Below are 25,666 nucleotides of genomic sequence, written 5' to 3'. Positions count from 1 at the left end.
ATAAAAATTGACGTTTCACGTTGTTTGTTTCGTTCAGTTTTCAAAGAGCTAATGGGTCGCTCATTTGCGACTCCCTTATGTTAACATCTTCGTTTTTCGATGTCAACTAAGTTTTTCAATTTCTTTTTTTGTCGTTTTCTGCGTTTTCGCATCAGCGACGCTTATTAATATATCATGGTGAAAAATGAAATGCAACACCTTTTGAAAACTTTTTTTAAATTAACTACATTTCTTTTTTAATATCATATACTTAAACGAAATATCCCTTTCATTTCTAAGAGATTCCTACATATATTCTATATAAAGTCACTCTACCCAAAAACATTTCTTTCTATAATAAATGTTTTATTCATATACCATATCATACAAGGAGGAATACATATGGACTATACCGATTTATTAATTAAACTAGGTCTCTCGGCTATTTTAGGATTCGCCATCGGTTTAGAGCGCGAATTAAAACGGAAACCACTTGGTTTAAAAACTTGTTTAGTTATTTCTATCATTAGTTGCCTCCTGACGATTGTTTCTATTAAAGCGGCTTACAATTTACCACATACCGATCATATGAATATGGACCCACTTCGACTTGCCGCTCAAATTGTATCAGGAATTGGTTTTTTAGGTGCCGGTGTTATTTTACGTAGAGGAAATGATAGTATTGCAGGATTAACGACTGCCGCTATGATTTGGGGCGCTTCCGGTATCGGTATTGCTGTTGGAGCCGGATTCTATATAGAAGCAATTTTCGGGATGTGTTTCCTTATGATTAGTGTTGAACTTATACCATTAACAATGAAATTTATAGGACCAAGATCATTTCGCCAGCGCGATATTGCAGTAAAACTTGTTGTACGAAATATGGACAATATTCCAATTGTAATTGAAGAAATAAAAGAAATGGATATAAAGGTTAAGAATATGAAGCTCAAAACATTGGAGAATGGCTCACACTATTTACATTTGAAATTGTGTATCGATCAAAAAAGCCATACTGCTGATGTTTATTACGCCCTTCAGCATCTTGAAAGTGTTCAACAAACTGAAGTGGAAAGTATGTAACGTAAAAAAACTCTCTTTTCAATTAGAGAGTTTTTCTTTTTTCTATAATGGTAACAATGAATGTAGTCCTGCAAAGTAAGGAGGAATAAGAGTTTGAAATCCCGTCCAAATTTAGTAGATACATTTCGTGATTCCATTATTTTTCGTTTAATCTGTTTTATCATTGTACTTACCGCTTTTTCTGGCTTTCTTATACATAGATTAGAACCATTCCACTTCACTACATGGTTTGATGGAGTTTGGTGGTCAATCGTTACCATTTTCACCGTTGGCTACGGTGACTTTGCCCCACATACAACGATGGGCAAACTTATCGGTATGGGGATTATTTTATTAGGAACCGGATTTTGTTCTTATTATATGGTGTTGTTCGCTACTGAAATGATTAATAAACAATATATGAAAATTAAAGGAGAAGAAGCTGCAACTTCTAACGGTCATATGATTATTGTTGGCTGGAACGAACGGGCAAAACATGTTGTACAACAAATGCACGTTTTACAACCAAACCTTGATATCGTTTTAATTGATGAAACACTTTCTTTACTTCCAAAACCATTTCATCATTTAGAATTTATAAAGGGTTGCCCCCACCATGATCAAACGTTATTAAAGGCTAATATTACAACAGCTCACACTATATTAATAACAGCTGATAAAGAAAAAAATGAAAGCCTAGCAGATACACAATCCATTTTAAACATTTTAACTGCAAAGGGGCTCAACCCAAACATTCACTGCATCGCTGAACTTCTTACTTCTGAACAAATACAAAATGCAACGAGAGCTGGTGCATCAGAAATTATAGAAGGAAATAAACTAACGAGCTATGTAATTACCGCTTCACTTTTATTCCCTTCCATTTCAGGCGTACTATTCTCACTTTACAATGAAATCTCTGATAATAAATTACAACTAATGGAGCTTCCTCCGTCCTGCGCCGGACAAACATTTGCAAATTGCAGCTATACTCTTTTAAAGCAAAACATTCTCTTACTAGGTATAAAGCGCGACGAACAATATATGATTAATCCAGTCCATTCCTTTGTTCTCATTGAAAGCGACATACTCATTGTTATTCACCATTAAGAAAATGTTTTTCTAGTTCCTGCATGAGCACTTTCCCGATATTGATATATTTTCTTTTCACTTCTCCATCTGGATCTTTCGGCTCAGCAAATTGATCTATTCCGCTCGTTCCGGCTGTTAACGTATTTACATGATCATCTAGTTCGTCTTGATATACGTGCGAAAGAATATACGGCGTTCCAAGACGAACGATTACACCAGGTACATCTAACTCTCCATCTACTGCTGTAAATGGCACTCGCAGAAATTGATAGCCATCTTCTTCATCGATCTTATAATCAAAGCATCCTTTATCATAATCCCAATTACCACCAATGCTATATCCAAGTGGCTTCATTATCTCTTCTAACTTATATAACGCATATGTACGTCCTTCTAAATTTGATTGAATTTGAATCAAGCCCATCCCTCCTAGACTTTTTCTTTAGCATACCCACTCTAGTTTGAATATACTGATGGACTTTTCGATGAAATAATAAAAAGCGACCGGAATCCGGTCGCTTTTTATTATTTTAAACGCTCTTCTAATTCTGCTTTTAACTCTTCAAATCCTGGTTTACCAAGTAAAGCAAACATGTTTTTCTTGTATGCTTCTACTCCTGGTTGGTCAAATGGATTTACGCCTAATAAGTAGCCGCTCATCGCACATGCTTTTTCGAAGAAGTATACAAGGTAACCGAATGTGTACTCATTTAATTCAGGGATATTTACGATTAAGTTCGGTACTCCACCATCGCTATGTGCAAGTAATGTACCTTCGTATGCTTTTGTGTTTACGAAGTCTACAGTTTCACCAGCAAGGTAGTTTAATCCATCTAAATCATTTTCTTCTGATTCGATTGTTAGTTCATGTGTAGATTTCCCTACTTTCAGAACTGTTTCAAATAAGTCACGACGACCTTCCTGAACATATTGACCTAATGAGTGTAAGTCAGTTGAGAAGTTAGCTGAAGATGGGAAAATACCTTTTTGATCTTTTCCTTCACTTTCACCAAATAACTGTTTCCACCATTCAGCGAAGTATTGAAGTGCTGGCTCATAGTTAACAAGCATTTCAATTGTTTTTCCTTTATTGTATAACGCATTACGAACTACCGCATATTGGTAAGCTGGGTTTTCTTCTAGTTCTGATGCACTGAAGTCACCATGACCAGCAGCTGCACCTTGCATCATCTCTTCAATATTTAAGCCACTAACTGCGATTGGTAATAAACCAACTGGCGTTAATACAGAGAAACGTCCTCCAACATCATCTGGAATAACAAATGTTTCATAACCTTCGTTATCAGCTAATGTTTTTAATGCACCACGCGCTTTATCCGTCGTTGCATAAATACGTTTGCGAGCTTCTTCTTTTCCATACTTTTCTTCTAATAACTTACGGAAAATACGGAATGCTAGTGCAGGCTCTGTTGTTGTACCTGATTTGGAAATAACGTTAATAGAGAAGTCTTTACCTTCTAATACGTCCATTAAATCTTTCATGTAAGTGGAGCTAATGTTTTGTCCAACAAATAGCACTTGTGGAGTTTTACGTTGTTCTTTAGAAAGTGTGTTGTAGAAAGAATGATTTAACATTTCGATTGCTGCACGTGCTCCTAAGTAAGAACCACCGATACCTACAACAAGTAAAATGTCAGAGTCATTTTTAATTTTTTCTGCGCATTTTTGAATGCGAGCAAATTCTTCTTTGTCATATTGAAGCGGAAGGTCTACCCACCCAAGGAAATCGTTCCCAGCTCCAGTTTTTTCGTGAATTGCGTGATGTGTTACTTTCACTGCATCACGTAAATAAGTGATTTCATGTTCACCGATGAAGGATAACGCTTTAGAATAGTCGAACGTTACATGTGTACTCATCTTTTTCCCTCCAATTATGGATATGTATTTCTGTATTCACTTTAGCGAAACTGAAGTTGTAAATCAAGCGATTCAAACATTGTAAACGTAACCAATATATATTTTTTAGAAAAAGTTCATTTTTTGCATAAAAATTCGCATTTTTAGGTATAGATGTATATACATCCTTTTTCTTATATTTTTTATGTATAAAAACAACATAACTACACCATTCTATAAAAGAGTTAATTAACTCATCGCTTGCTCATGCTTCACAATTAAGGGGGGGCTTTTTCATGAGTACACTACAACGTATCGCATTAGTCTTTACTGTAATTGGCGCTGTGAACTGGGGACTAATCGGGTTCTTCCAGTTTGACTTAGTGGCAGCCATTTTCGGTGGACAAAACTCAGCTCTTTCACGTATTATTTACGGCATCGTCGGTATTTCTGGGCTTATCAATCTTGGTTTACTCTTTAAACCATCAGAAAATCTTGGCACTCACCCAGAAACGAACGAAATTCGCTAGTCAGTATGTCCTTACTTCACCTCCGACATACGAATATGATTGCATGCAATCATATTTGCAAATATATATCATAAGAAAAAGTAAAAGAGGAACGCTCATATGCGTTCCTCTTTTACTTTGTTAACTCGGACTCTTCAATCCATTCTGTTAGCTTTTCTCGCAGTGTATTAAATCCGTCCTTAGATGGATTCGGTATAAGAATCCGTCCTTGTTTTCTTTTCGCCGCTTTTAACGATAAACTCATTTTTCTGTGTTCTTCATCAATTGAAAGTACTTTTACTTCTACTGTATCGCCGACTTTTAAAAAGTCATGAATATCCTTTACATATCCATTTGTAATTTCAGATATATGCACAAGTCCTTGTGTTTCTGCATCTAACGCTACAAATGCACCGTAATCTTGAATCCCAGTCACTTTCCCTGTTACAACCACTCCTGTTGTATATTGTTCTGACATATGAAACACTCCCATACGTTTACCATTTTCTCTACAATTGTAGATAGCAAAGCAGATGATTTATTGTTAAATATCCGATTAGTTAATACGTACCCTAAGGAAAGCTACAAAGGATACGCATACCTTATATTAGTAAATTATACCACTATGACAGAGCTCATTCAAAATTCATGAAAAAATTTCCTTAAGTAAGTATAATTCTCCAATATTAGGATAGAATACTAACACATGGCTTTCTAGTATTCCCCCCCTTTTATGGACAAAACGTATTGTGTTTTGTCCTTTTTTTATTCTCTATAAACCGTTCCATTCTCTTCATTGCTTCCATAAGCTGTTCAAGCGATGTTGCATATGAACAACGAATAAATCCTTCACCACTTTCGCCAAATACACTTCCAGGTACAACAGCCACTTTTTCTTCTAGTAATAACTGTTCTGCAAATTCCGCCGAAGATAGTCCAGTTGAAGATATGGAAGGAAAGACATAAAACGCTCCGCCCGGCACATGACATGTTAATCCCATTTCATTGAAAGATGTCGTCATAAAATTACGTCGTTTCTTATAACTATCTCTCATTCGAATTACTTCATCATTTCCCGCACGTAACGCTTCAAGTGCTGCGAACTGAGACATCGTCGGGGCACACATCATAGAATATTGGTGAATTTTGAGCATTAATTCTGAAAAGTGAACAGGAGCTGCAATCATACCGAGGCGCCATCCTGTCATCGCAAATCCTTTTGAAAATCCTGAAATTAAAATCGTGTGCTCGCGCATATTTTTAATACTCGCGAAACTTGTATATACTTCGTCGTATACAAGCTCTGCATAAATTTCATCAGATAATACGATTAAATTGTACTTCTCAACAATCAATGCTATTTCTCCCAGCTCGAATTTATTTAACATCGTACCTGTTGGATTATTGGGTGAACAAAGTAAAATCGCCTTTGTTTTCGCTGTAATAGCTGCTTCAATTTGTTCTGGTTGTACCTTAAACTCATTTTCTAGAGTAGTCGCCACCGGAACTGGAACTCCTCCAGCTAATGTTACGAGCGGTGCATAAGAAACGAAACTTGGTTCAATAATGAGTACTTCATCATCAGGATTTATAATGGCGCGCATCGCTATATCTAACGCCTGACTCGCTCCAACTGTAACAATGATTTCATCGTTTGGATCATAAGATACTGCAAATTGTTTTTTTAGATACTTTGCTATTTCTTGACGGAGCTCCAATAATCCTGCATTTGCTGTATAGGACGTATATCCTTGTTCTAAAGAACGGATACACGCTTGCCTCACATTCCAAGGTGTAACGAAGTCAGGCTCTCCTACGCCAAGAGAAATCACACCTTTCATATTTGCTGCTAAATCGAAAAACTTTCGAATACCTGATGGTTGTAACGATTCTGCTGCTCTAGATAGTTCAAATTGCTTCATGGTGTCACCACAATTCGCTTATCATCATCGTTTTTTTCATAAATAATTCCCTCATGCTTATACTTCTTCAAAATGAAATGCGTTGTTGTAGAAACGACAGATTCAATTGTTGCTAATTTCTCAGAAACAAACATTGCTACTTCTCCCATTGTCTTTCCTTCTAATGTAATAGAAAGGTCGTATGTCCCTGACATTAAATACACAGACTTTACTTCTGAGTAGCGATAAATTTGTTCAGCAACCGCATCGAACCCAACGCCGTGCTTTGGCGTAACTTTCACATCGATCATCGCCGTTAAACCTGTATGTTCCTTTACCTTCGTCCAATCGATATGTGTTACATAATCCACGATAATCTTTTCCGCTTCTAATTTTTCAACCATTTTCTTTACTTCTTCTACTTCTATATTTAATAGCTTCGCTAATGTATCTACAGTTAATCGACTACTTTTTTCAAGACAAGCTAATAATTCTAATTCCTTTTCTGTCACCATATAAATCACCCTTCCTTTTCGTTTGTGTCTAAATTATACAAATACCCTTTCCAGTTTGAAAAGAAGATTTTTTTAGTGAATTATGTCAAAATAAAGTGAAACTTTAATCCATGGAAAGGTTCACCCCATGGATTATTAGCCCGCACCAATCGGGTTTTTACGAGCAATGGATCTCCCACCTCACTTCTTTGTCTCAGCGGGAGGCTTACTGCTCGTTAAAGCGGCGGAAAGTGAAACTTTAATCAGCGGAAAAATGCATGATAAAGCGAAAGGGGATGGAACCGTGAAACCAAAAGTTTATATTGCCGAACCAGTTCCAACATTTGTAGAAAAATATTTATCAGAACACTGTGATTATGAAAAGTGGGAGAAAAATGAGAAGGTACCTCGTGATGTCCTATTAGAGAACATACAAGATAAAGATGGTTTATTAAATTTTGGATCTGCTATTAATGAAGAATTATTAGAGGCAGCTCCTAACTTAAAAGTAGTGAGCAACATTTCTGTCGGTTACGATAATTTTGATTTACAAGCGATGGAAAAACGCAATGTCATCGGAACGAATACACCATACGTATTAGATGATACAGTAGCTGACCTCGTTTTCGCTCTTATGTTATCTGCCGGTCGCCGTGTTTGCGAACTTGACTCCTACGTAAAAAATGGTGAATGGAATGCCGAAATTGGAAAAGAGCACTTCGGGCTGGATGTACACCATAGTACAATCGGTATTATCGGAATGGGCAGAATTGGCGAAGCCGTTGCAAAACGAGCAAAATTCGGATTTGATATGGATGTTCTATATTATAACCGTCGTCGTAAAGAAGAAGCAGAGCAAAAATTTGATGCTACATATTGTGATTTACAGACGCTTCTAAAGCAATCTGACTTTATTGTTCTTCTTACTCCATTAACAGACGAAACGTATCATCTTATCGGAGAAAAGGAATTTTCATTAATGAAAGAAACAGCCATCTTCATTAATGCTTCTCGCGGGAAAACAGTAGATGAAGAAGCGTTAATCGATGCCTTAACAGAAAAGAAAATCTTTGCAGCAGGCATCGATACTTTTACACAAGAGCCGATTCAAAAAGACAATCCGCTCTTATCCTTACAAAATGTTGTGACTTTACCGCACATCGGATCTGCAACATTAAAAACTAGGCGGCAAATGGCTATGACAGCCGCTGAAAATTTAGTCGCTGGATTACAAGGAAAAACACCGTCTAATATTGTTCGCGCATAATAATGAATAAGTGAAAGGCAAGATGACATCGTCATCTTGCCTTTTTTTGTTAACATATTTTTTTCTGCCTTGGAGATGATATGAACAAAAATCAATGGAGTGACAAAAAATGAATCACGAATATGCTTGTCCTTATTTCACTTTTTCCACTCGCGGCACTACTGTTCATTACGAATTGTATGAACATGACAATAAAACAGAACGTCCTACTTTCGTACTCGTTCACGGCTTTTTATCTTCCTCATTCAGCTACCGCCGTCTTATCCCTTTACTATCGAAGGAAGGAACAGTACTAGCTCTTGATTTACCACCGTTCGGAAAAAGTGATAAGTCTCATCTATTTAAGTATTCTTATCACAACTTAGCAACGGTTATTATCGACTTAATTGAACACTTATCTCTCTCCAATATTGTATTAGTTGGGCATTCTATGGGTGGGCAAATTTCTCTTTATGTAAACCGTATACGTCCTGAATTAATCTCAAAGACAATTTTACTATGCAGCTCTAGCTATTTAGCACGTGCAGCTTTGCCTTTGCTATATTCTTCTTATTTACCGTTCTTTCATTTGTACGTAAAGAACTGGATTATCCGGCGCGGGATCGTTCATAATTTAATGAATGTCGTTCATGATCACTCATTAATTGATGATGAAATGAAGGAAGGTTACTCCGCTCCTTTTTACGACAACCGTATATTCCCCGCTTTAACTCGTATGATACGAGATCGTGAAGGTGATTTATCTTCAACTGAATTACAAAAAATCGAAACACCTACGCTACTCATCTGGGGTGAAAAAGATCGCGTCGTCCCTGTACATGTAGGTCATCGTCTACACAAAGATTTACCGAATTCAAAATTTATTTCTTACGAAAATACAGGGCATTTACTACCTGAAGAAAAACCTGAACGTGTTTATGAAGAAATTATCGCTTTTTCTGCGCAATAATTATAAAGTGAAACTTTAATCAGCCCTCACCAATCGGACGTTTACGGACAGCCCGACTCCCACCTAACTTCTTTGCTCCAACTGAATTTTGAGGTGGGAGTTTTACTGTCCGTTAACGCGGGATAAAAGGCTGTCGGAAATCCCGACAGCCTACAATGAACAACTTCCACCTTCTTTTATTACAAGTAATTCCACAGCTAACTTCTCACATTTCTCAAGCGCAGGTACTTCCTCAAAAGACATAAAGTATATATGTTGAATCTTCTTTGCGATGTATTTTGGATCATCAAACACACTTGCGACGTTCACAACATCGCTCGCTTCTGTTTCATAAAACTCCGGTCCCATTTGAAACGGATCCCAATTCTTCACAACCTCTATCATCTTTTCATATGTACCCATTCGCTTCCCGCCTTTTCACTTTTTAATACTTTTCTTTATCCTATCACATCAGCTATTCTATAAGAAGAGAGAGAACTTTCATAACTTAACGGTTTTACAGAAGAAGGGGGCAAACCTATGCAACTATTTCATAAAACAGTCAATCGCCGTGGAACTCATAGTACAAAATGGGATACATATAAAAACGAAGAACTTATCCATGCTTGGATTGCTGACATGGATTTTGAAGTACCACAACCAATTCAAACTGCTTTAAAGAAACGTATTGAACATCCTATTTTCGGCTATACACTTCCTCCAGAAAATATTGGAGATATTATTTGTAACTGGACAAAAAAACAATACAACTGGGATATTCAAAAAGAATGGATTGTCTTTAGCGCGGGAATCGTCCCAGCTCTTAGTACGAGCATACAGGCCTTCACAAAGGAAAATGAATCCGTTCTCGTACAACCACCTATTTATCCCCCATTTTTCGAAATGGTTACAACAAACAATAGACAATTATGCGTGAGTCCATTACAGAAACAAAATGATACATATGCAATAGACTTCAAGCATTTAGAAAAGCAATTCCAACAAGGCGTCAAACTTATGCTTCTTTGTAGCCCTCATAATCCAATCGGGCGTGTTTGGTCAAAAGAGGAACTCACACAGCTTGGCGCGTTATGTACGAAATATAATGTAATTGTTGTCGCGGATGAAATTCATTCCGATATTATTTACGCAGATCATACACATACACCGTTTGCTTCCTTATCAGAAGAATTAGCAGCGCGCACAATTACTTGTATGGCTCCGAGTAAAACATTTAATATCGCTGGATTACAAGCATCGATTATTATCATTCCAAACGAAAAACTCCGTCACACCTTTACATCTATCCAACATAGACAAGGTTTCCACGGATTAAATACATTCGCCTATACAGCGATGCAAAGTGCTTATACAGAATGTAACGATTGGCTAAATGAAATTCGATTATATATAGAAGATAATGCTCAATTTGCTTGTAAATATATTAAAGATCACATACCTGCTCTTTCTGTAACAAAGCCAGAAGGTAGCTTTTTGTTATGGATTGATTGCTCTCGCCTACAACTTTCTCAAGACGAACGCACCACATTGCTTGAGGAAAAAGGGAAAATCATCGTTGAGCCTGGTGAGAAATACGGATTAGGCGGCGAAGAACATATTCGAATTAACATCGGCTGTCCAAGATCTGTTTTAGAAGAAATTTTAAATAGACTGCGCCATACGTTTTCTTTATAGTTGCCACTATCGTCATTTAACAAAAAAGCTACCGCGCACGGTAGCTTTTACTTTTTCTTCATATCCGACGCTTTTTTTACAATAACACCACAAGCAATTCGATCACCCGATTTACCTGTCGGTTGTGTCATACCATCATCAGCGTTTTCTGTAATAATAATAGACGCTCCATCTTTTCTATGAATCGTCGTTTTTCCTTCTTCAAGCGTTATGTGCGGCGCATCGATTTCTGCTTTAATTTTCCCAGAACCGTCTGCAATTACATTTGGTAAATCACCGTTTTCTGCACCCTTCGGATTAAGGAGTCCATGCTTTTTATTATCAGGATTAAAATGATTCCCAGATGATTCAAATCGTGGCGCTTTACACTCACCAATTTCGTGTACATGTATGCCGTGCGGGCCAGGTGTGAACCCTTCCCCTTTAATCTTAATTTTCACTCCGCTTGTTTGCTGCACTACTTTCGCAGTTCCAACTTCATCGCCTGAAGCATTATGTAATTTCACGTCAATTTCTTTCGGCTTTCCTTGGTCACAACCTGCCATCAGAAATATTAAACAACAACTGAAAAAAAGCCGTTTTTTCATTTTATTCCCTCCAAAATACATTCTGCCCTTAGATTGTCCGAGCATAGAGGGAAACATACAAAAATGAGTTACTGTTTCTTCTCAGCTAACAGCTTTTCTTCAACTTTCTGTAATCGATCTGCTTCTCGTTTTGATACACGAATGAACATACGCCACGTGGCAACCGCACCAATGATGAATAGAACACAAACAATCCCTGGAATAATATATTCTGTTTTATCTTCCGGAAAATATAAAGGCATCATACGGAACACTCCTTATTATAGGATTCAAAAATCATCAGAATTTTCTGTTATATTATTTTAAATTATAGTTGAACCGATTCATATTCTCAAGGGGTCGTTCCGAAAGCGAATGATTTCTTTGACTCCTTCTCCTACTTTCCTTACTATAAACTTGAGGTGAAAAATATGAGAGAAACATTTGAAATTGGCGAAATCGTTACTGGTATTTATAAAACTGGAAAATACATTGGCGAAGTTACAAATAGCCGCCCTGGCAGTTACGTCGTAAAAGTATTAGCTGTTTTAAAACATCCAGTGCAAGGTGACTTACATAACGTAAAACAAGCAGACGTACCATTTTTCCATGAAAGACGCGCTTTAGCTTTCCGTGAACAGACAAATATTCCAGAGCAAATGGTGAAGAAATATGAGGGAGAAATTCCAGAGTATACAGAGTCACTCAAATTAGCATTAGAAACTCAAATGAATTCATTTTCTGAAGATGATTCACCTTTTGCGGTTCGTAGTCTAGAAACATTAGAGCAGTTAAAAAAAGACTACAAACTTTAAAAAAACAAAACGACCAAATTACATACTGTGCAATTTGGTCGTTACTGTGTACTCACTTTCTTTAATACTTTTGAAAAATCAACGAGTTCTCCTAATGTTGGAGGTGCCGGTTTTACTAAATACTCCTTATCTTTTTCTACTAATTTAAAAATATTATACGTCGTCATTGCATCATCTAGCGCACAATGATGCTTACCTGTCCCTACTTTTCCATACGCCTCAATTGCTTTCCACAATCCTGTTTGATTTCTCTCCCCAAAAAACTTCTTATACTCCATTGATAAATCACGACACTGCCCTAAGAACGGAAAGTCGACTCCTGCTATTTCACAATTATGCTTCAACACTTTCATATCCATATTTCCCCACGTAACAATGGTTGGTTTACATCTCTTTTCATATTCTGCAAGTTTTTCAACGAGTTCTGGAAACGAAATTCCTTTATCTACAGCTTCTTGTTTAATCCCTAAAAATTTCTTACATCGATCCGTTAATGAAGGAAACGTTTTCGGCCTAACATGAGCTGAATATGTGTCTTCTACTTTACAGCCGACAACCGAAACGAGTCCTACCTCAATAATTTCCGGGAAAAATCCTTTTGGTTTTTTTCTGTGCTGGGGCATCGTAAACTCAAAATCCAAAAATAAAAATTGTTGTTCATCCATACGATCCCTTCCTTATCATCTTTGTCATTCCTTTCTATTTGACACTCCTACACGAACAAGCTCGAATGCTAATTCCATTTTAAATATTCAGATTGGATGTATCTTATATATATGTCAAATACCCGCAAATATTTTTAAAAATAAGAAAAAATGACCGATGCAGAAAATATGACAAAATAAACCCTTTCATTTACATCCTCCTTTTTTCTACTTTATAATGACGTTATGTGTGTTTCATCTAGTTAATTTTTGACACACTAAGAAAAGTGAATGAAAGGAGATGAGAGTTTTGCACGAAACAACGCAAGAGCTCGCAAACTGGCAGTATTATTTTGCTATCGCAGTCTTTTTAATTACATATGCCATTATTATTTCTGAAAAAATCAATCGCGCTGTCATCGCACTTCTTGGCGCAGCACTCATGGTAATTATGGGGGTCGTTGATTTACACAACGCCTTTACGAAACATATTGAATGGGGGACGATTACGCTACTCATCGGTATGATGATTTTGGTGAACATTACGAGTAAATCGGGTGTCTTCCAATACGTTGCCATTAAAGCAGCAAAAGGAGCGCAAGGAAATCCAATTAAAATTTTAATTTCCCTTTCCTTACTTACTGCGCTTGGTTCCGCATTTTTAGATAACGTTACAACTGTACTTCTTGTTGTTCCAGTTACTTTATCTATTACGCGCATACTGCAAGTAAATCCTGTTCCTTATTTACTTTCTGAAATTATTTTTTCAAACATTGGAGGAACAGCAACATTAATTGGTGATCCACCTAACATTATGATTGGTTCTGCAAATAAGCATTTAGATTTCAATGCATTCTTATTCAACTTAGCACCTATCGTAATTATTATTATTGGTGTGACAGCGACAATCCTTTACTTCATGTATCGTAAACAATTAATTGCTGATCCTGTACAAGTTAAGAAATTAATGAGTTTAGATGAAAAGCAATATATTAAAGATCCAGTATTAATGAAAAAATCTTTAACAGTACTTGGACTTACAATTGTAGGTTTCATGACTCATTCTATTTTCCATGTTGATGCAGCTATCATCGCTTTAACTGGTGCTACTGTACTTATGTTAATCGGTGTGAAAGAACATGAAATTGAAGAGGTATTCGCAAGCGTTGAGTGGGTAACAATCTTCTTCTTCGCAGGACTATTCGTACTCGTTGGAGGACTTATCGATATCGGTCTTATTAAAATGTTAGCTCAAAAAGTAATTGGCATAACGGGCGGAGACATTTCTTACGCATCTATCCTTATTTTATGGGTATCTGGTATCGCCTCGGCAACAATTGATAACATTCCATTCGTTGCAACAATGATCCCACTTATTAACGATATGGCAGTTGGGCTAGGATTATCACCTTCTGACGCACAAATCGACGTATTATGGTGGGCATTAGCATTAGGTGCTTGTTTAGGTGGAAACGGAACATTAATCGGGGCTTCTGCTAACGTAATTGTTGCAGGTATCGCAAGCCGCGAAGGACATAAGTTTAGCTACATGGACTTCCTAAAAGTCGGTTTCCCAATTATGATCGTTTCATTAATCATTTCTCATATTTATATTTATGTACGCTACCTTATGTAGTAGAAAAAGCGCTCTAATAATCAGAGCGCTTTTTTCATTACACATATTTAAAATAAACTTACTCGTTATACCTTACCGGCTCATTCCGAATAATAAATAAGTGAATCGGTAAGAAAACCGAAAATGTGATTGTATGAATAATTGTAAATAATATAGAGTTCGTTCCGTACCTATCTAAAATTGCATAGATAAGATAAATAGACAGCACAATCGATACAGCCGTTGCTAATATACTTAGAATTGGTACGAAGTTAAAGATGAAACATGCGACATATATGCCAAATACTTTCCATCCTGCTTCTTCTTTCAAGAAATCTGGTAATTTGTCTTTCGCTAAATCACCCCATACTTTACTATTTAAAAAAGGAATAAATGCAAGAGCACCATCCGTTGCACCATCATTTTTCGCCATCGTATATAGTGCAAAAGCCGTTAACAAATACGCAATAACTGCCCAAATCAATACAACAAGAATAAACGCAAAACTAAGAGCAAAGAAACCTGCTAGTAAACCTTGATCTTCCATCTTATCCTCTCCTCTCTACTCTCAACATATTTCATTACTTTACAAGTTATGTTTTAAAATTCAACCAAACTCTCTGTATAATAATAGGAGTAAGATAATTAGAGAGGAGAACAACTGATGCATCCATTTGTAAAAGCACTACAAGAACATTTCATAGCTCACAAAAATCCGGAAAAAGCAGAACCGATGGCACGTTATATGAAAAATCACTTCCCGTTTCTCGGTATTCAAACTCCCGAGAGAAGACAGTTATTAAAAGACGTTATTCAAATACATACTCTCCCAGATTCAAAAGACTTCCAAGTTATCATACGTGAGCTTTGGGATTTACCAGAACGTGAATTTCAAGCGACCGCACTTGATATTATGCAAAAATATAAAAAGCATATAAACGAAACTCATATCCCCTTCTTAGAAGAACTCATTGTCACAAAGTCTTGGTGGGATACTGTTGATAGCATCGTCCCTACCTTTTTAGGTAATATCTTTTTACAACGCCCGGAATTAATTTCTGCCTATATTCCGAAATGGATTACATCAGATAATATATGGTTACAACGCGCCGCTATTTTATTCCAACTAAAATACAAACAAAAGATGGATGAAGAACTTCTTTTCTGGATTATTGGACAACTACATTCTTCCAACGAATTTTTCATTCAAAAAGCGATTGGCTGGGTCCTTCGCGAATATGCAAAAACAAACCCCGATGTAGTATGGGAATACGTGCAAAATAACGAGCTTGCCCCGCTTAGTAAACGTGAGGCAATTAAGCATATTAAAGAAAATTACGGAATAAATAACGAAAAAATAGGCGAGACTCTATCATAGATAGACACGTTCCTCTATTGAGATTTAAAAAAGAACGTGTTAGAATATGTTCATTATTATTAATATAAGTAGCGATGACGGACTTATAAGTACTTGCACAAAAAGCGATTCAGGGATAGTGAAAGCCTGAAGCTGCAAGGAAACGGCAGTCTCGAGCAATACGTGATAAAGTGGATGCACCTTTTGTGTATCAACTAGGGTGGAACCGCGGGCAAACGCTCGTCCCTAGGCAATTAAGCCTTGGGATGAGCGTTTTTTTATGTTTTTCAAAGCATATACCGCTCGTTTCACTAGCATCTGAGCACGTCATCGCCAATACGTTAACTTTCAAAAGGAGGATTTTATTATGTATTCAATGGAACAAGTAGTAAACTTAGCGAAACATCGCGGTTTTGTTTTCCCTGGTTCTGAAATTTACGGTGGTCTTGCAAACACTTGGGATTACGGTCCACTTGGAATCGAATTAAAAAATAACGTTAAAAAAGCTTGGTGGAAAAAATTCATTCAAGAATCTCCATACAACGTTGGTTTAGACGCAGCTATTTTAATGAACCCAAAAACTTGGATCGCTTCTGGTCACGTTGGTAACTTCAACGATCCAATGATCGACTGTAAAAAATGTAAAGCGCGTCACCGTGCTGACAAATTAATTGAAGATGCATTAGATGCAAAAGGCATCGAAATGGTTGTTGACGGTCTTACTTTCGACCAAATGGCTAACTTAATGAAAGAACATGAAGTAAAATGTCCTGATTGCGGTAGTGAAGAATTCACTGAAATCCGTCAGTTCAACTTAATGTTCAAAACATTCCAAGGTGTTACAGAGTCTAGCACAAATGAAATCTTCCTTCGTCCTGAAACAGCACAAGGTATTTTCGTAAACTTTAAAAACGTACAACGCTCTATGCGTAAAAAACTTCCATTTGGTATTGGCCAAATCGGTAAGAGCTTCCGTAACGAAATCACACCTGGTAACTTCACATTCCGTACACGTGAATTCGAACAAATGGAACTTGAATTCTTCTGTAAGCCTGGTGAAGATTTAGAATGGTTCGCATTCTGGCGTGAAACTTGTAAGAACTGGTTACTTTCACTTGGTATGACTGAAGAAAGCATGCGTCTTCGTGACCACGGTGAAGAAGAATTATCTCACTACAGTAATGCAACAACTGATATTGAATTCAAATTCCCATTCGGTTGGGGCGAACTATGGGGTGTTGCATCTCGTACAGACTTCGATTTAAAACGTCACATGGAACACTCTAACGAAGACTTTAACTATATTGATCCACAAACGAATGAGCGTTATGTACCGTACTGCATCGAGCCATCTTTAGGTGCTGACCGCGTAACATTAGCATTCTTATGTGATGCATATGAAGAAGAGCAATTAGAAAACGATTCTCGTACAGTTCTTCGTTTCCACCCTGCTTTAGCACCATACAAAGCAGCGATCTTACCATTATCTAAAAAGCTATCTGAAGGTGCTACTGAAGTATTCGCAGAATTAGCTAAAGACTTCATGGTAGACTTTGATGAAACTGGTTCTATCGGTAAACGTTACCGTCGTCAAGACGAAATCGGTACACCTTTCTGTATCACTTACGACTTCGACTCAGTTGAAGACAAAGCTGTTACAGTACGTGACCGTGACACAATGGAACAAGTTCGTATGCCAATTAGCGAATTAAAAGGTTTCTTAGAGAAGAAAATCCAGTTCTAATTATAAGAAAAAGAGGCAGCTCATGAGAGCCGCCTCTTTTTTACTTTTCACGTTTTTCTTTAATTGCTACTGTACATCTTGAAATACATAATAAATCGTCATTCTCATCAATGATACGTACATCCCAAACCATCGTTGAATGTCCTCTATGTATCGGTGTTCCAATCGCTGTTACAATTCCATCTTTCTTTGAGCGAATGTGATTTGCATTAATTTCTAGACCGAAACAGATGCATTTTTCTTGATCAATTAAATTGTAAGAACCGACACTTGCTACTGTTTCTGCTAATGCAACAGAAGCACCACCGTGTAAAAATCCAAATGGCTGATGCGTACGCTCATCAACAGGCATCGTAGCAACCACCTTATCTTCTGTCATCTCTAACAACTCAATTCCAAGTGAATCCATTAAAGTTTTTGCCATATCGTTTCCCCCTTCTCCTACTCTAATTAAATGTATAATTTTACCTATTTATTTTCAAACTACTTATAACACTTAAATAAGGAGGTTTCACCTAAATGAAACAGAAATTTTGTATATTACTGCTTATGTTCTCCTTGCTGACTATTGTACCAAATTGTGCACTAGCAGCCAAAGCATCTAACCTGACAATCGATGTTCAGACTGTAACGCAAAAAGGTAAGAAACCTTATATAGAATATCAAATTAATAGACCTTCATTTCATAACTTTTCTGATTCTAAATTTCAAAATAAGCTCAATTTCTATTACAAAAAATCTACTGACAAATTTAAAACCAGATTAGAAAAAGACGCAAAAAAATATTATAAAGAAACAGAAGGATCTAGTACACCATTTCATCCATATGTGGCGAATGTTGATTATAAAGTCTCCTTAAATAAACCACCTTTTCTCAGCCTATATTTGAATTACTATCAATATACAGGTGGTGCACACGGTCTTTATACGTGGAAGGCAAATACATTTGATTTAAAAGAAAAAAAGTTACTACGCTTAGATGATTTATTTCAACAAAAAGATAAATATAAAGAAGTAATACGCGCTGAGATTGTAAGACAAATTAAACAAAATGAAAGCATTTATTTTCCCGATGCAACTGAAAAGGTCATGAGCGCGAAAAAGTTTCACTTCTTTTTAGAGCCGAACAATCTCGTCATCTATTTCCCTTTATATGAAATTGCGCCGTATTCAAGCGGCATTCCACAATTTCGTATTCCGTATACGTTGTTAAGAGAGTATTTGAAGCCTTCTTATCAAAATATTTTAATTGACAACAAGTAAATATTTTCGCTACGATAATGTTAACCTAAAAACAACAGGAGGTTAACATTATGAGGAGATTTCATGTTTTAGATTTAGCATTAGCTGCCATGTTCGTTGCTCTTATGGCCATTGGTGCAAATATTGTATCTTGGGCACCATTCCTGCAAGTAGCGGGCATCCCATTATCTATGCAACCATTTTTCGCAATTTTAGCAGGGCTTCTTCTCGGAAGTAGACTTGGTGCATTATCAATGACTGTTTACATGCTAGTTGGAGTAGCAGGTGCACCAATCTTCGCTAACTTCAAAGCTGGATTTGGAGCACTTTTAGATCCTACTGGTGGCTTTATTATCGCATTTATTATCGTTGCTTACGTATCAGGAAAACTCGTAGAACAAAAGGAAAAACCAACATTTCGTACATTTGCAATTGCCTCTTTCACAGGAATCATTTTAACTTATATTATCGGTACTACTTACATGTACGGGGCAGTCAATCTCTTTATGGGTGGTAATATAAGCTATAAAGCTGCTTGGATGATTATGATGTGGTTCGCAGTAAAAGATATTGCATTTACAATTATCGGTGCTATTATCGCACCTCGCATATACTATGCTGTGCGTCGTTCTGCTTATCAGCATTCTCATTCGACGATTTCATAAGAAAAAGAGTTATCTTACTATGTTAAGATAACTCTTTTTGTTTTTTCGACAATATACGACACATATTGAAAATGATTTTTGTTATGCTAATTCAGCAAATCATATATTTTGCACATCTAATCAGAACAATGTTTTGGAGGAAAATCAGTGAATCTATCAAAAAATACACTTATTAAAGTAAGTGCCGGAGTATTATTTTTATTTTTCATACTAGGTATGAGCATTAGTTACAAATTATACGGAAATAGTGAGTTAGGAATGTCTTATACCCTTGGAAACGGCCTATCATTTTTCTTTTTAATTCTTACTATAGTTAGTTTATGCGCGGCTTTAATCTTTATTGTTATTGGGTTAATTAAGAAAGTACGAAAATTACCAGCAAAAAAATCTTTAATAACATCTTTAATACTATTTCTAACAACAGTTACATCCGTCATCGTTCTTCTCTTTACGATAACAAAAGTAACAAATATGGAAGAGGAGTATCAAGCTCTTCAAGCCCAAAAGAAAAAAGAAGCTAATTACTTAGTTGCAGCAGCATCCTTTTATAATAATATAAACACCTTTAAATACGCAGCATCTTACGTGTTATCCGAGTATTCAACTACATGGTCAAGTGCAATAGATAAAAGACAGGACTTCAATAATGCACTAAGTTCTAAGAGAACAGAAATTGACGAAATGATTACAACCGTTGATACATTTTATAGCAATATGGGAAATGATTTAAAGTTAGTCTCTGAAGCTGCAAAAGAACAGCCTAATAAGTATAAAGAAACCTACGAAGAATATAAAAAAATATATGGGATTATCACTGCACTTAACGAACAAGCCCAATCTCCAAGTGGTAGCTTAATTTCATTTAATCAAAACGTTAATGCATTGATTCAAGAATACAAAAAAGCAGCTGGAAATATTAATATCGCTATTACTGATGAAATTAAATCTAAAGCTGATGAGCTAAAGCCTATTGATCAAAAGTAAAGACACTCTCTCTAGAGTGTCTTTTTTTCTCAAAAAAAATCCCCTTTAGAGGAAGCAGTAAATACGTTCCTTACCGCTCATCCAAAAGAGGATTATATCACTATATTAAGACTCTTGATTCGCTTGTTCTTCTAAAATTTTCTTCATCATTGCAACCATGTCATCACGTAATTCTGGGTGTTGCAGGGCCATTTCGATTGTCGTTTGAACGAATCCTAGCTTTTCACCTACATCGTAGCGCTTTCCTTCGAAATCGTAAGCAAATACACGTTGGATTTCATTTAAGCTTTGGATTGCATCTGTTAACTGAATTTCACCACCAGCACCGACATGTTGCTGTTCTAAGAACATAAAGATTTCAGGCGTTAAAATGTAACGTCCCATAATCGCTAAGTTTGAAGGTGCTGTACCTTGCGCTGGCTTCTCAACGAAATTGCGAACTTGGTAACGACGACCTTCTTGTTCTAATGGATCGATAATTCCATAGCGATGTGTTTCCGACTCTGGAACAGTTTGTACACCAATAACAGAAGAAAGTGTTTTTTCATACTCATCCATTAATTGACGTAAACATGGTTTCTCAGCTTGGACAATATCATCACCTAGTAACACTGCAAACGGCTCATCGCCAATGAATTTACGTGCACACCAAACAGCATGTCCTAGCCCTTTCGGTTCTTTTTGACGGATGTAATGAATATCTACCATTTTTGAAGAAGCTTGTACTTTTTCAAGCAACTCATATTTTTTCTTCTCCAATAAGTTTTGTTCTAGTTCAAATGCGTTATCAAAATGATCTTCGATAGAACGCTTTGTTTTACCAGTAACGATAATAATATCTTCGATACCCGATTTCACTGCTTCTTCTACAATGTATTGGATCGTTGGTTTATCTACTATCGGTAACATTTCTTTCGGCATTGCTTTCGTTGCTGGTAAAAAACGTGTTCCTAATCCAGCTGCTGGGATTATCGCTTTTCTTACTTTTTTCATCACAAAATACCCTCTCTCCTGTCGGAATCAATAGCAATCATTTCCTACATAAAACAAAAGGGAGATTTCGCTCCCTTTTGTTCCTTACTACTTAAAATTACTTTGTATTATAAACGATTCATAATGTCTTCTTTAATAGTAAGTAACTTTTGTTCACTATTTTGTAAAGAACTATCTTTTACACCAAAGTAGAACTTAATCTTCGGTTCAGTTCCAGATGGACGTAGGCAGAACCATGAACCATCCTCTAATTGATATTTTAACACATTTGATTTCGGTAAGTGAATCTCTTCTTTATGTCCATCTTGTAAAGATGTAACGATGCTTGCTTTATAGTCTTCAACTGCCACGACTGTTAAACCCGCTACTTCTTTCGGAGGATTTTCACGGAACGTTGCCATCATCTCTTGGATTTTTTCCGCTCCATCTTTTCCTTTTAGCGTTAACGATACAAGGTCTTCACGGAAGAAGCCGTACTTCTCAAATACTTCTAATAGACCGTCATATAACGTTTTCCCTTGTGATTTGTAGTATGCAGCTACTTCACATGCGAATAGGACAGATTGTACTGCATCTTTATCACGGCAGAATGGGCGGATTAAATAACCATAGCTTTCCTCATAACCGAATTGGAATTCATATTGTCCGCTTTCTTCATACTGTCTAATTTTCTCACCGATAAATTTAAACCCAGTTAACGTATCAATTGTATCTAAACCGTATGCTTTCGCGATGGTACGGCCGATTTCAGACGTTACGATTGTTTTTAATACGACACCGTTCTCTGGAAGCGTTCCGTTTTCTTTCTTTTGTGATAGTAAATAATCAAGCATTAATGCACCTGTTTGGTTTCCTGTTAATACTTGGAACTCACCATTATGATTACGCACTGCTACACCAAGGCGGTCTGCGTCAGGATCTGTTGCGATTAATACATCCGCCCCTACCTTTTCACCGTCACGAATTGCATACTCAAACGCTGCGTGCTCTTCTGGGTTCGGTGATTTTACTGTAGAGAAGTTTGGATCTGGTAACTCTTGCTCTTTTACAACTGTTACATCTGTAAATCCAACTTCTTTTAAACCACGGCGTACAGAAAGATTTGATGTTCCGTGTAATGGTGTAAAGACTATTTTTAAGTCTTTGCCGGCCTTTTCCACCATTTCTTTATTAATGATGACATTGTTCAATTCTGCAGCATATGCATCATCTACTTCTTGTCCAATAATATGTAATAAACCGTCAGCTTTTAATTGCTCCACATTAGCAACCTCAACTGTTAACTCGTCTTCTACTGCGTTTACGTAGCTAATTAACTCATCAGCTTCTTTTGGAGGCAACTGCCCGCCATCTTCACCGTATACTTTGTAACCGTTATATTCTGGTGGATTATGGCTTGCCGTAAGAACGATTCCACTCACTGTATGTAAATGACGAACTGCGAAAGAAAGCACTGGCGTTGGACGTAAGCTTTCAAACACATATGTTGTAATACCGTGTGCACCAAGTGTAGCAGCTACTTCCATTGCGAACTCAGGTGATTTATGACGAGAATCATACGCTACAACAACACCGCGTTTTTTCGCTTCCTCACCTAACTTTTCGATAAAGCTTGCTAATCCTTTTGTTGCTTTACGAACTGTATATACGTTTAAACGGTTCGTACCAGCACCAAGTTCACCACGCATACCACCTGTGCCAAACTCTAGATTTTTATAAAAGCTATCCTCAATTTTCTTCTCATCTTGCTTCATATTTTCTAGCTGTTCTTTTAATTCTGCATCTAATTGTGCGTAAGAAAGCCAGCGACTAAATTCTTGTTTCCAATTCATTCTTCTCTCTCCTCTCGCTCGTCATACCTTTATTATATGAAAAAAACATGTTGTATCTCAATATTTTATAAAATCTAGCAGGATTTTACTAGGAATATTTGTATACACTATTGTTAAATACTCCACTAAAGGGAATGAGGATTATGCGCGAATGGGGCTTGTCAGAAGAGCTCAAAATACAAACAAAGCAAATGATTGAAATTGCTGAAAAAGAACTATCGATTATGAGGAGCGCAATCGATAAAGAAGACGAATGTATTTTATGCAAAATGGAAGATATTCATCATATGTTAGCAAATGTACAAACATTGGCAGCTACATACTATATTCAAGCATATTTATCACCTTATACGGAAAGTTCATCTTTTATTACGACAGCTATCCAACATTTAAGCGCCAGAAAACATGGTGCTCTTATTGTTGTGGAACGAAACGAGACGCTTGAAGCTTTCATTCAAACTGGAACGACATTAAACGCTCATTTAACTGCACCATTACTCGAATCAATATTTTATCCAGGTAACCCTCTTCATGACGGTGCCGTTCTCGTAAAAAATAATCATATTGTCTCAGCTGCTAATATTCTTCCTTTAACGAAAAGTACAGAAGTTGATCCTGAGCTAGGAACACGTCACAGAGCTGCAATTGGATTATCGGAAAAAAGCGATGCCCTTATTTTAGTTGTCTCTGAAGAAACAGGTCGCACTTCATTCGCTTTAAATGGGACGTTATATACGATTTCTTTATAAAGTGAAATTACATTGGCCGGAACACCACATATATCAATAAGAAAGGCTGTTCCAAAATATTGGAACAGCCTTCTCTTATTATCTTATTCTTCTCCGAAACGTTCAACAAGTGTTGCAAGTGTACGCACCATTGCACCTGTTGCACCAGCTGGCCCTAAATCATGCGCTCCTGATGATTCAGATGTTCCAGCGATGTCTAAGTGTACCCAAGGTGTATCTTCAGCGAATTCACCTAGGAATGTACCTGCCATAACCGCATGTCCTTCGCGGCCTGGTGAGTTATTTAAATCAGCAAATTTACTATTTCTCACGCGTTCTTTATCACGATCAAAAATCGGTAATTGCCAAATGGATTCATCTGTTTCCATAGATGCCTCTAGCACTTGCTCAAACAACTCTTCATTGTTTGTCATTGCGCCTGTTGTATGATTTCCAAGTGCAACAATTACACCACCTGTTAATGTCGCAACATCAATAAGATAGTTTGCACCTAATTTTTTCGCATACGTAATACCGTCAGCTAACGCTAGGCGACCTTCTGCATCTGTATTTAATACTTCAATTGTTTTTCCACTCATAGATGTGATTACATCGTCTGGCTTAAATGCTGTCCCACTTACAACGTTATCCGTTGATGGAATAACAGCGATCACATTTTGCTCTGGGCGAAGTTCACCGATAATTTCCATCGCACCTAACACAGCAGCTGCCCCGCCCATATCACCTTTCATACCAACCATACCTTCACGTGGTTTTAAAGAATAACCGCCTGTATCGTATGTGATTCCTTTTCCAACGAATCCAATGACATCTGTCCACTCTTCTTTTCCTTTATAAATAAGAGCGATCATTTTTGGTGGTTCTACACTACCTTGGTTTACTGCAAGTAACGCACCCATACCAAGCTCTTCCATCTCTTCTTTCTCAAGAACTTTATAATCCATATCATACTTCTCCGCTAACTCAACAGCATACTCAGCAAGCTTCGTCGCTGTTAATACGTTTGGCGGCATATTTACAAGTGTACGAGCTGAATTTGTTGCATGTCCATGTACGTAGCCAACTGTTAATGCAGCTTCAATTTCTTGTGCATCTTCCGCTGTAATAGCCGTGAACTTCTCTAACTCCACACGATCCTTTTTATCTGATTTATACGTTTCTAACTCATATGTACCAAGATTTTGTACTTCTGCTGCAATGTGAGCTACATCAATTGCGTCTAGTTTTTCTGTTACGAAAGAATCAAGTAAGATTGCTGCATCTTGTACTTTTGCTGCTTGTAACGTTTTAAACGCCTTACCAAGAGCCGCACGTAACGTTTCTGTCGTATAAGAATCTTTCTTACCTAAACCAACGAAGTAATAACGTTTCACATTTGTTTTTCCTAAACTATGTACTTTCGAAATAGCTTTCTTCTTCGTAGAAAGTTCTTTCTCTGCTAGTAAAACTTGTAATTGCCCTTCAAACGCTTTGTCCAGTTCTTGTACAAAACTACTCGTTTTTTCTTCTTCAAATAAGGCAACGATTACCGCTTCATGGCTTCCTAATTCTTTTTGTACTTGAAACATGTTCAGACCCCCTAAATTTCTCTACTCTGCCTTTATTATAACTTTATTTTCGATAAAATGCGACAATTCTAACTTCTACTCTTACCTGTATTATAAAGTGAAACTTTA

General features: G+C 36.9%; 28 protein-coding genes. 14 read left to right on the top strand and 14 right to left on the bottom strand.

The genetic code is table 11. From position 1 onward, the window contains the following. Positions 1 to 381: 381 nt before the first annotated feature. Entirely contained in the window at positions 382 to 1,062 is a 681-nt protein-coding gene (locus COL05_RS00720; protein WP_098667235.1) for an MgtC/SapB family protein, read from the top strand. Positions 1,063 to 1,155: 93 nt separating this feature from the next. Further along, positions 1,156 to 2,151 (top strand): potassium channel family protein, encoded by a 996-nt coding sequence (locus tag COL05_RS00715; protein WP_098667234.1) that lies wholly within the window; start codon positions 1,156 to 1,158, stop codon positions 2,149 to 2,151. Here the strand turns inward: COL05_RS00715 and COL05_RS00710 are convergent. Further along, positions 2,138 to 2,551 carry a YugN-like family protein gene (locus tag COL05_RS00710; protein WP_142337300.1) on the bottom strand — a complete coding sequence of 138 codons (414 nt, stop codon included), beginning with the start codon at positions 2,549 to 2,551 and terminating at the stop codon, positions 2,138 to 2,140. The two genes, COL05_RS00715 and COL05_RS00710, sit on opposite strands and share 14 nt — an antisense overlap. Before the next feature lie 107 nt (positions 2,552 to 2,658). After that, positions 2,659 to 4,011: a glucose-6-phosphate isomerase gene (locus COL05_RS00705; RefSeq protein ID WP_078419259.1), complete on the bottom strand. Its 1,353-nt coding sequence runs from the start codon at positions 4,009 to 4,011 to the stop codon at positions 2,659 to 2,661. Positions 4,012 to 4,286: 275 nt separating this feature from the next. Here COL05_RS00705 and COL05_RS00695 point away from each other — a divergent pair, with 275 nt between their 5' ends. After that, on the top strand, positions 4,287 to 4,520 hold the full coding sequence (locus COL05_RS00695) for a DUF378 domain-containing protein (protein WP_000105789.1): 234 nt from the start codon (positions 4,287 to 4,289) through the stop codon (positions 4,518 to 4,520). A gap of 112 nt (positions 4,521 to 4,632) precedes the next feature. Here the strand turns inward: COL05_RS00695 and yugI are convergent, their stop codons facing one another. From yugI to COL05_RS00680, 3 genes are all read right to left on the bottom strand, one after another. Further along, positions 4,633 to 4,977: a S1 domain-containing post-transcriptional regulator GSP13 gene (gene yugI, locus COL05_RS00690; protein ID WP_000003767.1), complete on the bottom strand. Its 345-nt coding sequence runs from the start codon at positions 4,975 to 4,977 to the stop codon at positions 4,633 to 4,635. A gap of 253 nt (positions 4,978 to 5,230) precedes the next feature. After that, a complete protein-coding gene (locus COL05_RS00685; RefSeq protein WP_098667232.1) occupies positions 5,231 to 6,421 on the bottom strand; it encodes an aminotransferase in 1,191 nt (396 codons plus the stop codon). Further along, positions 6,418 to 6,915, bottom strand: coding sequence for an Lrp/AsnC family transcriptional regulator (locus COL05_RS00680; RefSeq protein ID WP_000255706.1), 498 nt, complete (start codon positions 6,913 to 6,915; stop codon positions 6,418 to 6,420). Before COL05_RS00680 ends, COL05_RS00685 begins: the two co-directional genes overlap by 4 nt. Before the next feature lie 253 nt (positions 6,916 to 7,168). On the opposite strand from COL05_RS00680, the gene COL05_RS00675 reads away from it, so the two are divergent. Then, positions 7,169 to 8,161, top strand: coding sequence for a 2-hydroxyacid dehydrogenase (locus tag COL05_RS00675; protein WP_098667236.1), 993 nt, complete (start codon positions 7,169 to 7,171; stop codon positions 8,159 to 8,161). 109 nt (positions 8,162 to 8,270) lie between these two features. Then, entirely contained in the window at positions 8,271 to 9,110 is an 840-nt protein-coding gene (locus COL05_RS00670) for an alpha/beta fold hydrolase (protein ID WP_098667231.1), read from the top strand. Between the two features lie 150 nt (positions 9,111 to 9,260). Here the strand turns inward: COL05_RS00670 and COL05_RS00665 are convergent, their stop codons facing one another. Beyond that, a complete protein-coding gene (locus tag COL05_RS00665; RefSeq protein ID WP_000537632.1) occupies positions 9,261 to 9,512 on the bottom strand; it encodes a YugE family protein in 252 nt (83 codons plus the stop codon). Positions 9,513 to 9,629: 117 nt separating this feature from the next. On the opposite strand from COL05_RS00665, the gene COL05_RS00660 reads away from it, so the two are divergent. Further along, positions 9,630 to 10,784 carry a MalY/PatB family protein gene (locus COL05_RS00660; protein ID WP_098667230.1) on the top strand — a complete coding sequence of 385 codons (1,155 nt, stop codon included), beginning with the start codon at positions 9,630 to 9,632 and terminating at the stop codon, positions 10,782 to 10,784. A 47-nt stretch (positions 10,785 to 10,831) separates the two neighbouring features. On the opposite strand, the gene sodC is transcribed toward COL05_RS00660, so the two are convergent. Both sodC and COL05_RS31135 read right to left on the bottom strand, forming a co-directional pair. Next, a complete protein-coding gene (gene sodC, locus COL05_RS00655; RefSeq protein ID WP_098667229.1) occupies positions 10,832 to 11,371 on the bottom strand; it encodes a superoxide dismutase [Cu-Zn] in 540 nt (179 codons plus the stop codon). A 68-nt stretch (positions 11,372 to 11,439) separates the two neighbouring features. Then, complete coding sequence (locus COL05_RS31135) at positions 11,440 to 11,616, bottom strand: hypothetical protein (protein ID WP_000982762.1); 177 nt, start codon at positions 11,614 to 11,616, stop codon at positions 11,440 to 11,442. Positions 11,617 to 11,781: 165 nt separating this feature from the next. Here COL05_RS31135 and kapB point away from each other — a divergent pair, with 165 nt between their 5' ends. Then, positions 11,782 to 12,165: a kinase-associated lipoprotein KapB gene (gene kapB, locus COL05_RS00650; protein ID WP_001209345.1), complete on the top strand. Its 384-nt coding sequence runs from the start codon at positions 11,782 to 11,784 to the stop codon at positions 12,163 to 12,165. A gap of 41 nt (positions 12,166 to 12,206) precedes the next feature. On the opposite strand, the gene kapD is transcribed toward kapB, so the two are convergent. Beyond that, positions 12,207 to 12,830 carry a 3'-5' exonuclease KapD gene (gene kapD, locus COL05_RS00645; RefSeq protein ID WP_098667228.1) on the bottom strand — a complete coding sequence of 208 codons (624 nt, stop codon included), beginning with the start codon at positions 12,828 to 12,830 and terminating at the stop codon, positions 12,207 to 12,209. A 289-nt stretch (positions 12,831 to 13,119) separates the two neighbouring features. Here kapD and COL05_RS00640 point away from each other — a divergent pair, with 289 nt between their 5' ends. Next, positions 13,120 to 14,445, top strand: a complete 1,326-nt coding sequence (locus tag COL05_RS00640; protein WP_142337299.1) for an ArsB/NhaD family transporter — start codon at positions 13,120 to 13,122, stop codon at positions 14,443 to 14,445. A gap of 58 nt (positions 14,446 to 14,503) precedes the next feature. Here COL05_RS00640 and COL05_RS00635 read toward each other — a convergent pair whose 3' ends face one another. After that, the gene (locus tag COL05_RS00635) at positions 14,504 to 14,971 is read right to left on the bottom strand and encodes a hypothetical protein (protein WP_098667226.1); all 468 of its coding nucleotides are present in this window, start codon (positions 14,969 to 14,971) and stop codon (positions 14,504 to 14,506) included. A 117-nt stretch (positions 14,972 to 15,088) separates the two neighbouring features. On the opposite strand from COL05_RS00635, the gene COL05_RS00630 reads away from it, so the two are divergent. Together COL05_RS00630 and COL05_RS00620 are read left to right on the top strand one after the other, a co-directional pair. Then, the gene (locus COL05_RS00630; protein ID WP_098667225.1) at positions 15,089 to 15,802 is read left to right on the top strand and encodes a DNA alkylation repair protein; all 714 of its coding nucleotides are present in this window, start codon (positions 15,089 to 15,091) and stop codon (positions 15,800 to 15,802) included. Positions 15,803 to 16,148: 346 nt separating this feature from the next. After that, positions 16,149 to 17,525, top strand: coding sequence for a glycine--tRNA ligase (locus COL05_RS00620; RefSeq protein ID WP_049111694.1), 1,377 nt, complete (start codon positions 16,149 to 16,151; stop codon positions 17,523 to 17,525). Between the two features lie 40 nt (positions 17,526 to 17,565). Here the strand turns inward: COL05_RS00620 and COL05_RS00615 are convergent, their stop codons facing one another. Then, positions 17,566 to 17,949, bottom strand: coding sequence for a hotdog fold thioesterase (locus COL05_RS00615; RefSeq protein ID WP_001140610.1), 384 nt, complete (start codon positions 17,947 to 17,949; stop codon positions 17,566 to 17,568). Positions 17,950 to 18,044: 95 nt separating this feature from the next. On the opposite strand from COL05_RS00615, the gene COL05_RS00610 reads away from it, so the two are divergent. The 3 genes from COL05_RS00610 (at position 18,045) to COL05_RS00600 (ending at position 20,416) form a co-directional block, all read left to right on the top strand. Continuing rightward, positions 18,045 to 18,788 (top strand): DUF3298 and DUF4163 domain-containing protein, encoded by a 744-nt coding sequence (locus COL05_RS00610; RefSeq protein WP_098667224.1) that lies wholly within the window; start codon positions 18,045 to 18,047, stop codon positions 18,786 to 18,788. A gap of 50 nt (positions 18,789 to 18,838) precedes the next feature. Then, positions 18,839 to 19,432, top strand: coding sequence for a biotin transporter BioY (locus tag COL05_RS00605; RefSeq protein ID WP_098667223.1), 594 nt, complete (start codon positions 18,839 to 18,841; stop codon positions 19,430 to 19,432). Between the two features lie 147 nt (positions 19,433 to 19,579). After that, complete coding sequence (locus tag COL05_RS00600; RefSeq protein WP_098667222.1) at positions 19,580 to 20,416, top strand: hypothetical protein; 837 nt, start codon at positions 19,580 to 19,582, stop codon at positions 20,414 to 20,416. A gap of 105 nt (positions 20,417 to 20,521) precedes the next feature. Here the strand turns inward: COL05_RS00600 and galU are convergent, their stop codons facing one another. Together galU and COL05_RS00590 are read right to left on the bottom strand one after the other, a co-directional pair. Further along, positions 20,522 to 21,409, bottom strand: a complete 888-nt coding sequence (gene galU / locus COL05_RS00595; protein WP_002097988.1) for a UTP--glucose-1-phosphate uridylyltransferase GalU — start codon at positions 21,407 to 21,409, stop codon at positions 20,522 to 20,524. Positions 21,410 to 21,516: 107 nt separating this feature from the next. Beyond that, complete coding sequence (locus COL05_RS00590; RefSeq protein ID WP_098667221.1) at positions 21,517 to 23,241, bottom strand: phospho-sugar mutase; 1,725 nt, start codon at positions 23,239 to 23,241, stop codon at positions 21,517 to 21,519. A gap of 143 nt (positions 23,242 to 23,384) precedes the next feature. Here COL05_RS00590 and cdaS point away from each other — a divergent pair, with 143 nt between their 5' ends. Continuing rightward, on the top strand, positions 23,385 to 23,990 hold the full coding sequence (gene cdaS / locus COL05_RS00585) for a sporulation-specific diadenylate cyclase CdaS (RefSeq protein WP_001209528.1): 606 nt from the start codon (positions 23,385 to 23,387) through the stop codon (positions 23,988 to 23,990). Between the two features lie 83 nt (positions 23,991 to 24,073). Here the strand turns inward: cdaS and pepA are convergent, their stop codons facing one another. After that, positions 24,074 to 25,558 (bottom strand): cytosol aminopeptidase, encoded by a 1,485-nt coding sequence (gene pepA / locus COL05_RS00580; protein ID WP_098667220.1) that lies wholly within the window; start codon positions 25,556 to 25,558, stop codon positions 24,074 to 24,076. Between the last annotated feature and the right edge of the window lie 108 nt (positions 25,559 to 25,666).

The sequence above is a fragment of the Bacillus sp. AFS059628 genome (assembly GCF_002571225.1).
In the GTDB taxonomy this organism is placed as follows: Bacteria; Bacillota; Bacilli; order Bacillales; family Bacillaceae_G; genus Bacillus_A.
Note: the sequence above shows the minus strand (reverse complement) of the source record. Positions and strands in the feature narration are given on the sequence as shown.

Excerpts from the sequence above, each read along its gene's own strand:
- COL05_RS00695 (WP_000105789.1), top strand. The coding sequence starts at position 4,287 with ATGAGTACACTACAACGTATCGCATTAGTCTTTACTGTAATTGGCGCT.
- COL05_RS00620 (WP_049111694.1), top strand. The coding sequence starts at position 16,149 with ATGTATTCAATGGAACAAGTAGTAAACTTAGCGAAACATCGCGGTTTT.
- COL05_RS00665 (WP_000537632.1), bottom strand. The coding sequence starts at position 9,512 with ATGGGTACATATGAAAAGATGATAGAGGTTGTGAAGAATTGGGATCCG.
- COL05_RS00610 (WP_098667224.1), top strand. The coding sequence starts at position 18,045 with ATGAAACAGAAATTTTGTATATTACTGCTTATGTTCTCCTTGCTGACT.
- kapB (WP_001209345.1), top strand. The coding sequence starts at position 11,782 with ATGAGAGAAACATTTGAAATTGGCGAAATCGTTACTGGTATTTATAAA.
- COL05_RS00675 (WP_098667236.1), top strand. The coding sequence starts at position 7,169 with ATGCATGATAAAGCGAAAGGGGATGGAACCGTGAAACCAAAAGTTTAT.
- COL05_RS00630 (WP_098667225.1), top strand. The coding sequence starts at position 15,089 with ATGCATCCATTTGTAAAAGCACTACAAGAACATTTCATAGCTCACAAA.
- sodC (WP_098667229.1), bottom strand. The coding sequence starts at position 11,371 with ATGAAAAAACGGCTTTTTTTCAGTTGTTGTTTAATATTTCTGATGGCA.
- cdaS (WP_001209528.1), top strand. The coding sequence starts at position 23,385 with ATGCGCGAATGGGGCTTGTCAGAAGAGCTCAAAATACAAACAAAGCAA.
- yugI (WP_000003767.1), bottom strand. The coding sequence starts at position 4,977 with ATGTCAGAACAATATACAACAGGAGTGGTTGTAACAGGGAAAGTGACT.
- COL05_RS00660 (WP_098667230.1), top strand. The coding sequence starts at position 9,630 with ATGCAACTATTTCATAAAACAGTCAATCGCCGTGGAACTCATAGTACA.
- COL05_RS00590 (WP_098667221.1), bottom strand. The coding sequence starts at position 23,241 with ATGAATTGGAAACAAGAATTTAGTCGCTGGCTTTCTTACGCACAATTA.
- COL05_RS00720 (WP_098667235.1), top strand. The coding sequence starts at position 382 with ATGGACTATACCGATTTATTAATTAAACTAGGTCTCTCGGCTATTTTA.
- galU (WP_002097988.1), bottom strand. The coding sequence starts at position 21,409 with ATGAAAAAAGTAAGAAAAGCGATAATCCCAGCAGCTGGATTAGGAACA.
- COL05_RS00605 (WP_098667223.1), top strand. The coding sequence starts at position 18,839 with ATGAGGAGATTTCATGTTTTAGATTTAGCATTAGCTGCCATGTTCGTT.
- COL05_RS00635 (WP_098667226.1), bottom strand. The coding sequence starts at position 14,971 with ATGGAAGATCAAGGTTTACTAGCAGGTTTCTTTGCTCTTAGTTTTGCG.
- COL05_RS00705 (WP_078419259.1), bottom strand. The coding sequence starts at position 4,011 with ATGAGTACACATGTAACGTTCGACTATTCTAAAGCGTTATCCTTCATC.
- COL05_RS00685 (WP_098667232.1), bottom strand. The coding sequence starts at position 6,421 with ATGAAGCAATTTGAACTATCTAGAGCAGCAGAATCGTTACAACCATCA.
- COL05_RS31135 (WP_000982762.1), bottom strand. The coding sequence starts at position 11,616 with ATGATGCCTTTATATTTTCCGGAAGATAAAACAGAATATATTATTCCA.
- COL05_RS00680 (WP_000255706.1), bottom strand. The coding sequence starts at position 6,915 with ATGGTGACAGAAAAGGAATTAGAATTATTAGCTTGTCTTGAAAAAAGT.
- COL05_RS00615 (WP_001140610.1), bottom strand. The coding sequence starts at position 17,949 with ATGGCAAAAACTTTAATGGATTCACTTGGAATTGAGTTGTTAGAGATG.
- kapD (WP_098667228.1), bottom strand. The coding sequence starts at position 12,830 with ATGGATGAACAACAATTTTTATTTTTGGATTTTGAGTTTACGATGCCC.
- pepA (WP_098667220.1), bottom strand. The coding sequence starts at position 25,558 with ATGTTTCAAGTACAAAAAGAATTAGGAAGCCATGAAGCGGTAATCGTT.
- COL05_RS00670 (WP_098667231.1), top strand. The coding sequence starts at position 8,271 with ATGAATCACGAATATGCTTGTCCTTATTTCACTTTTTCCACTCGCGGC.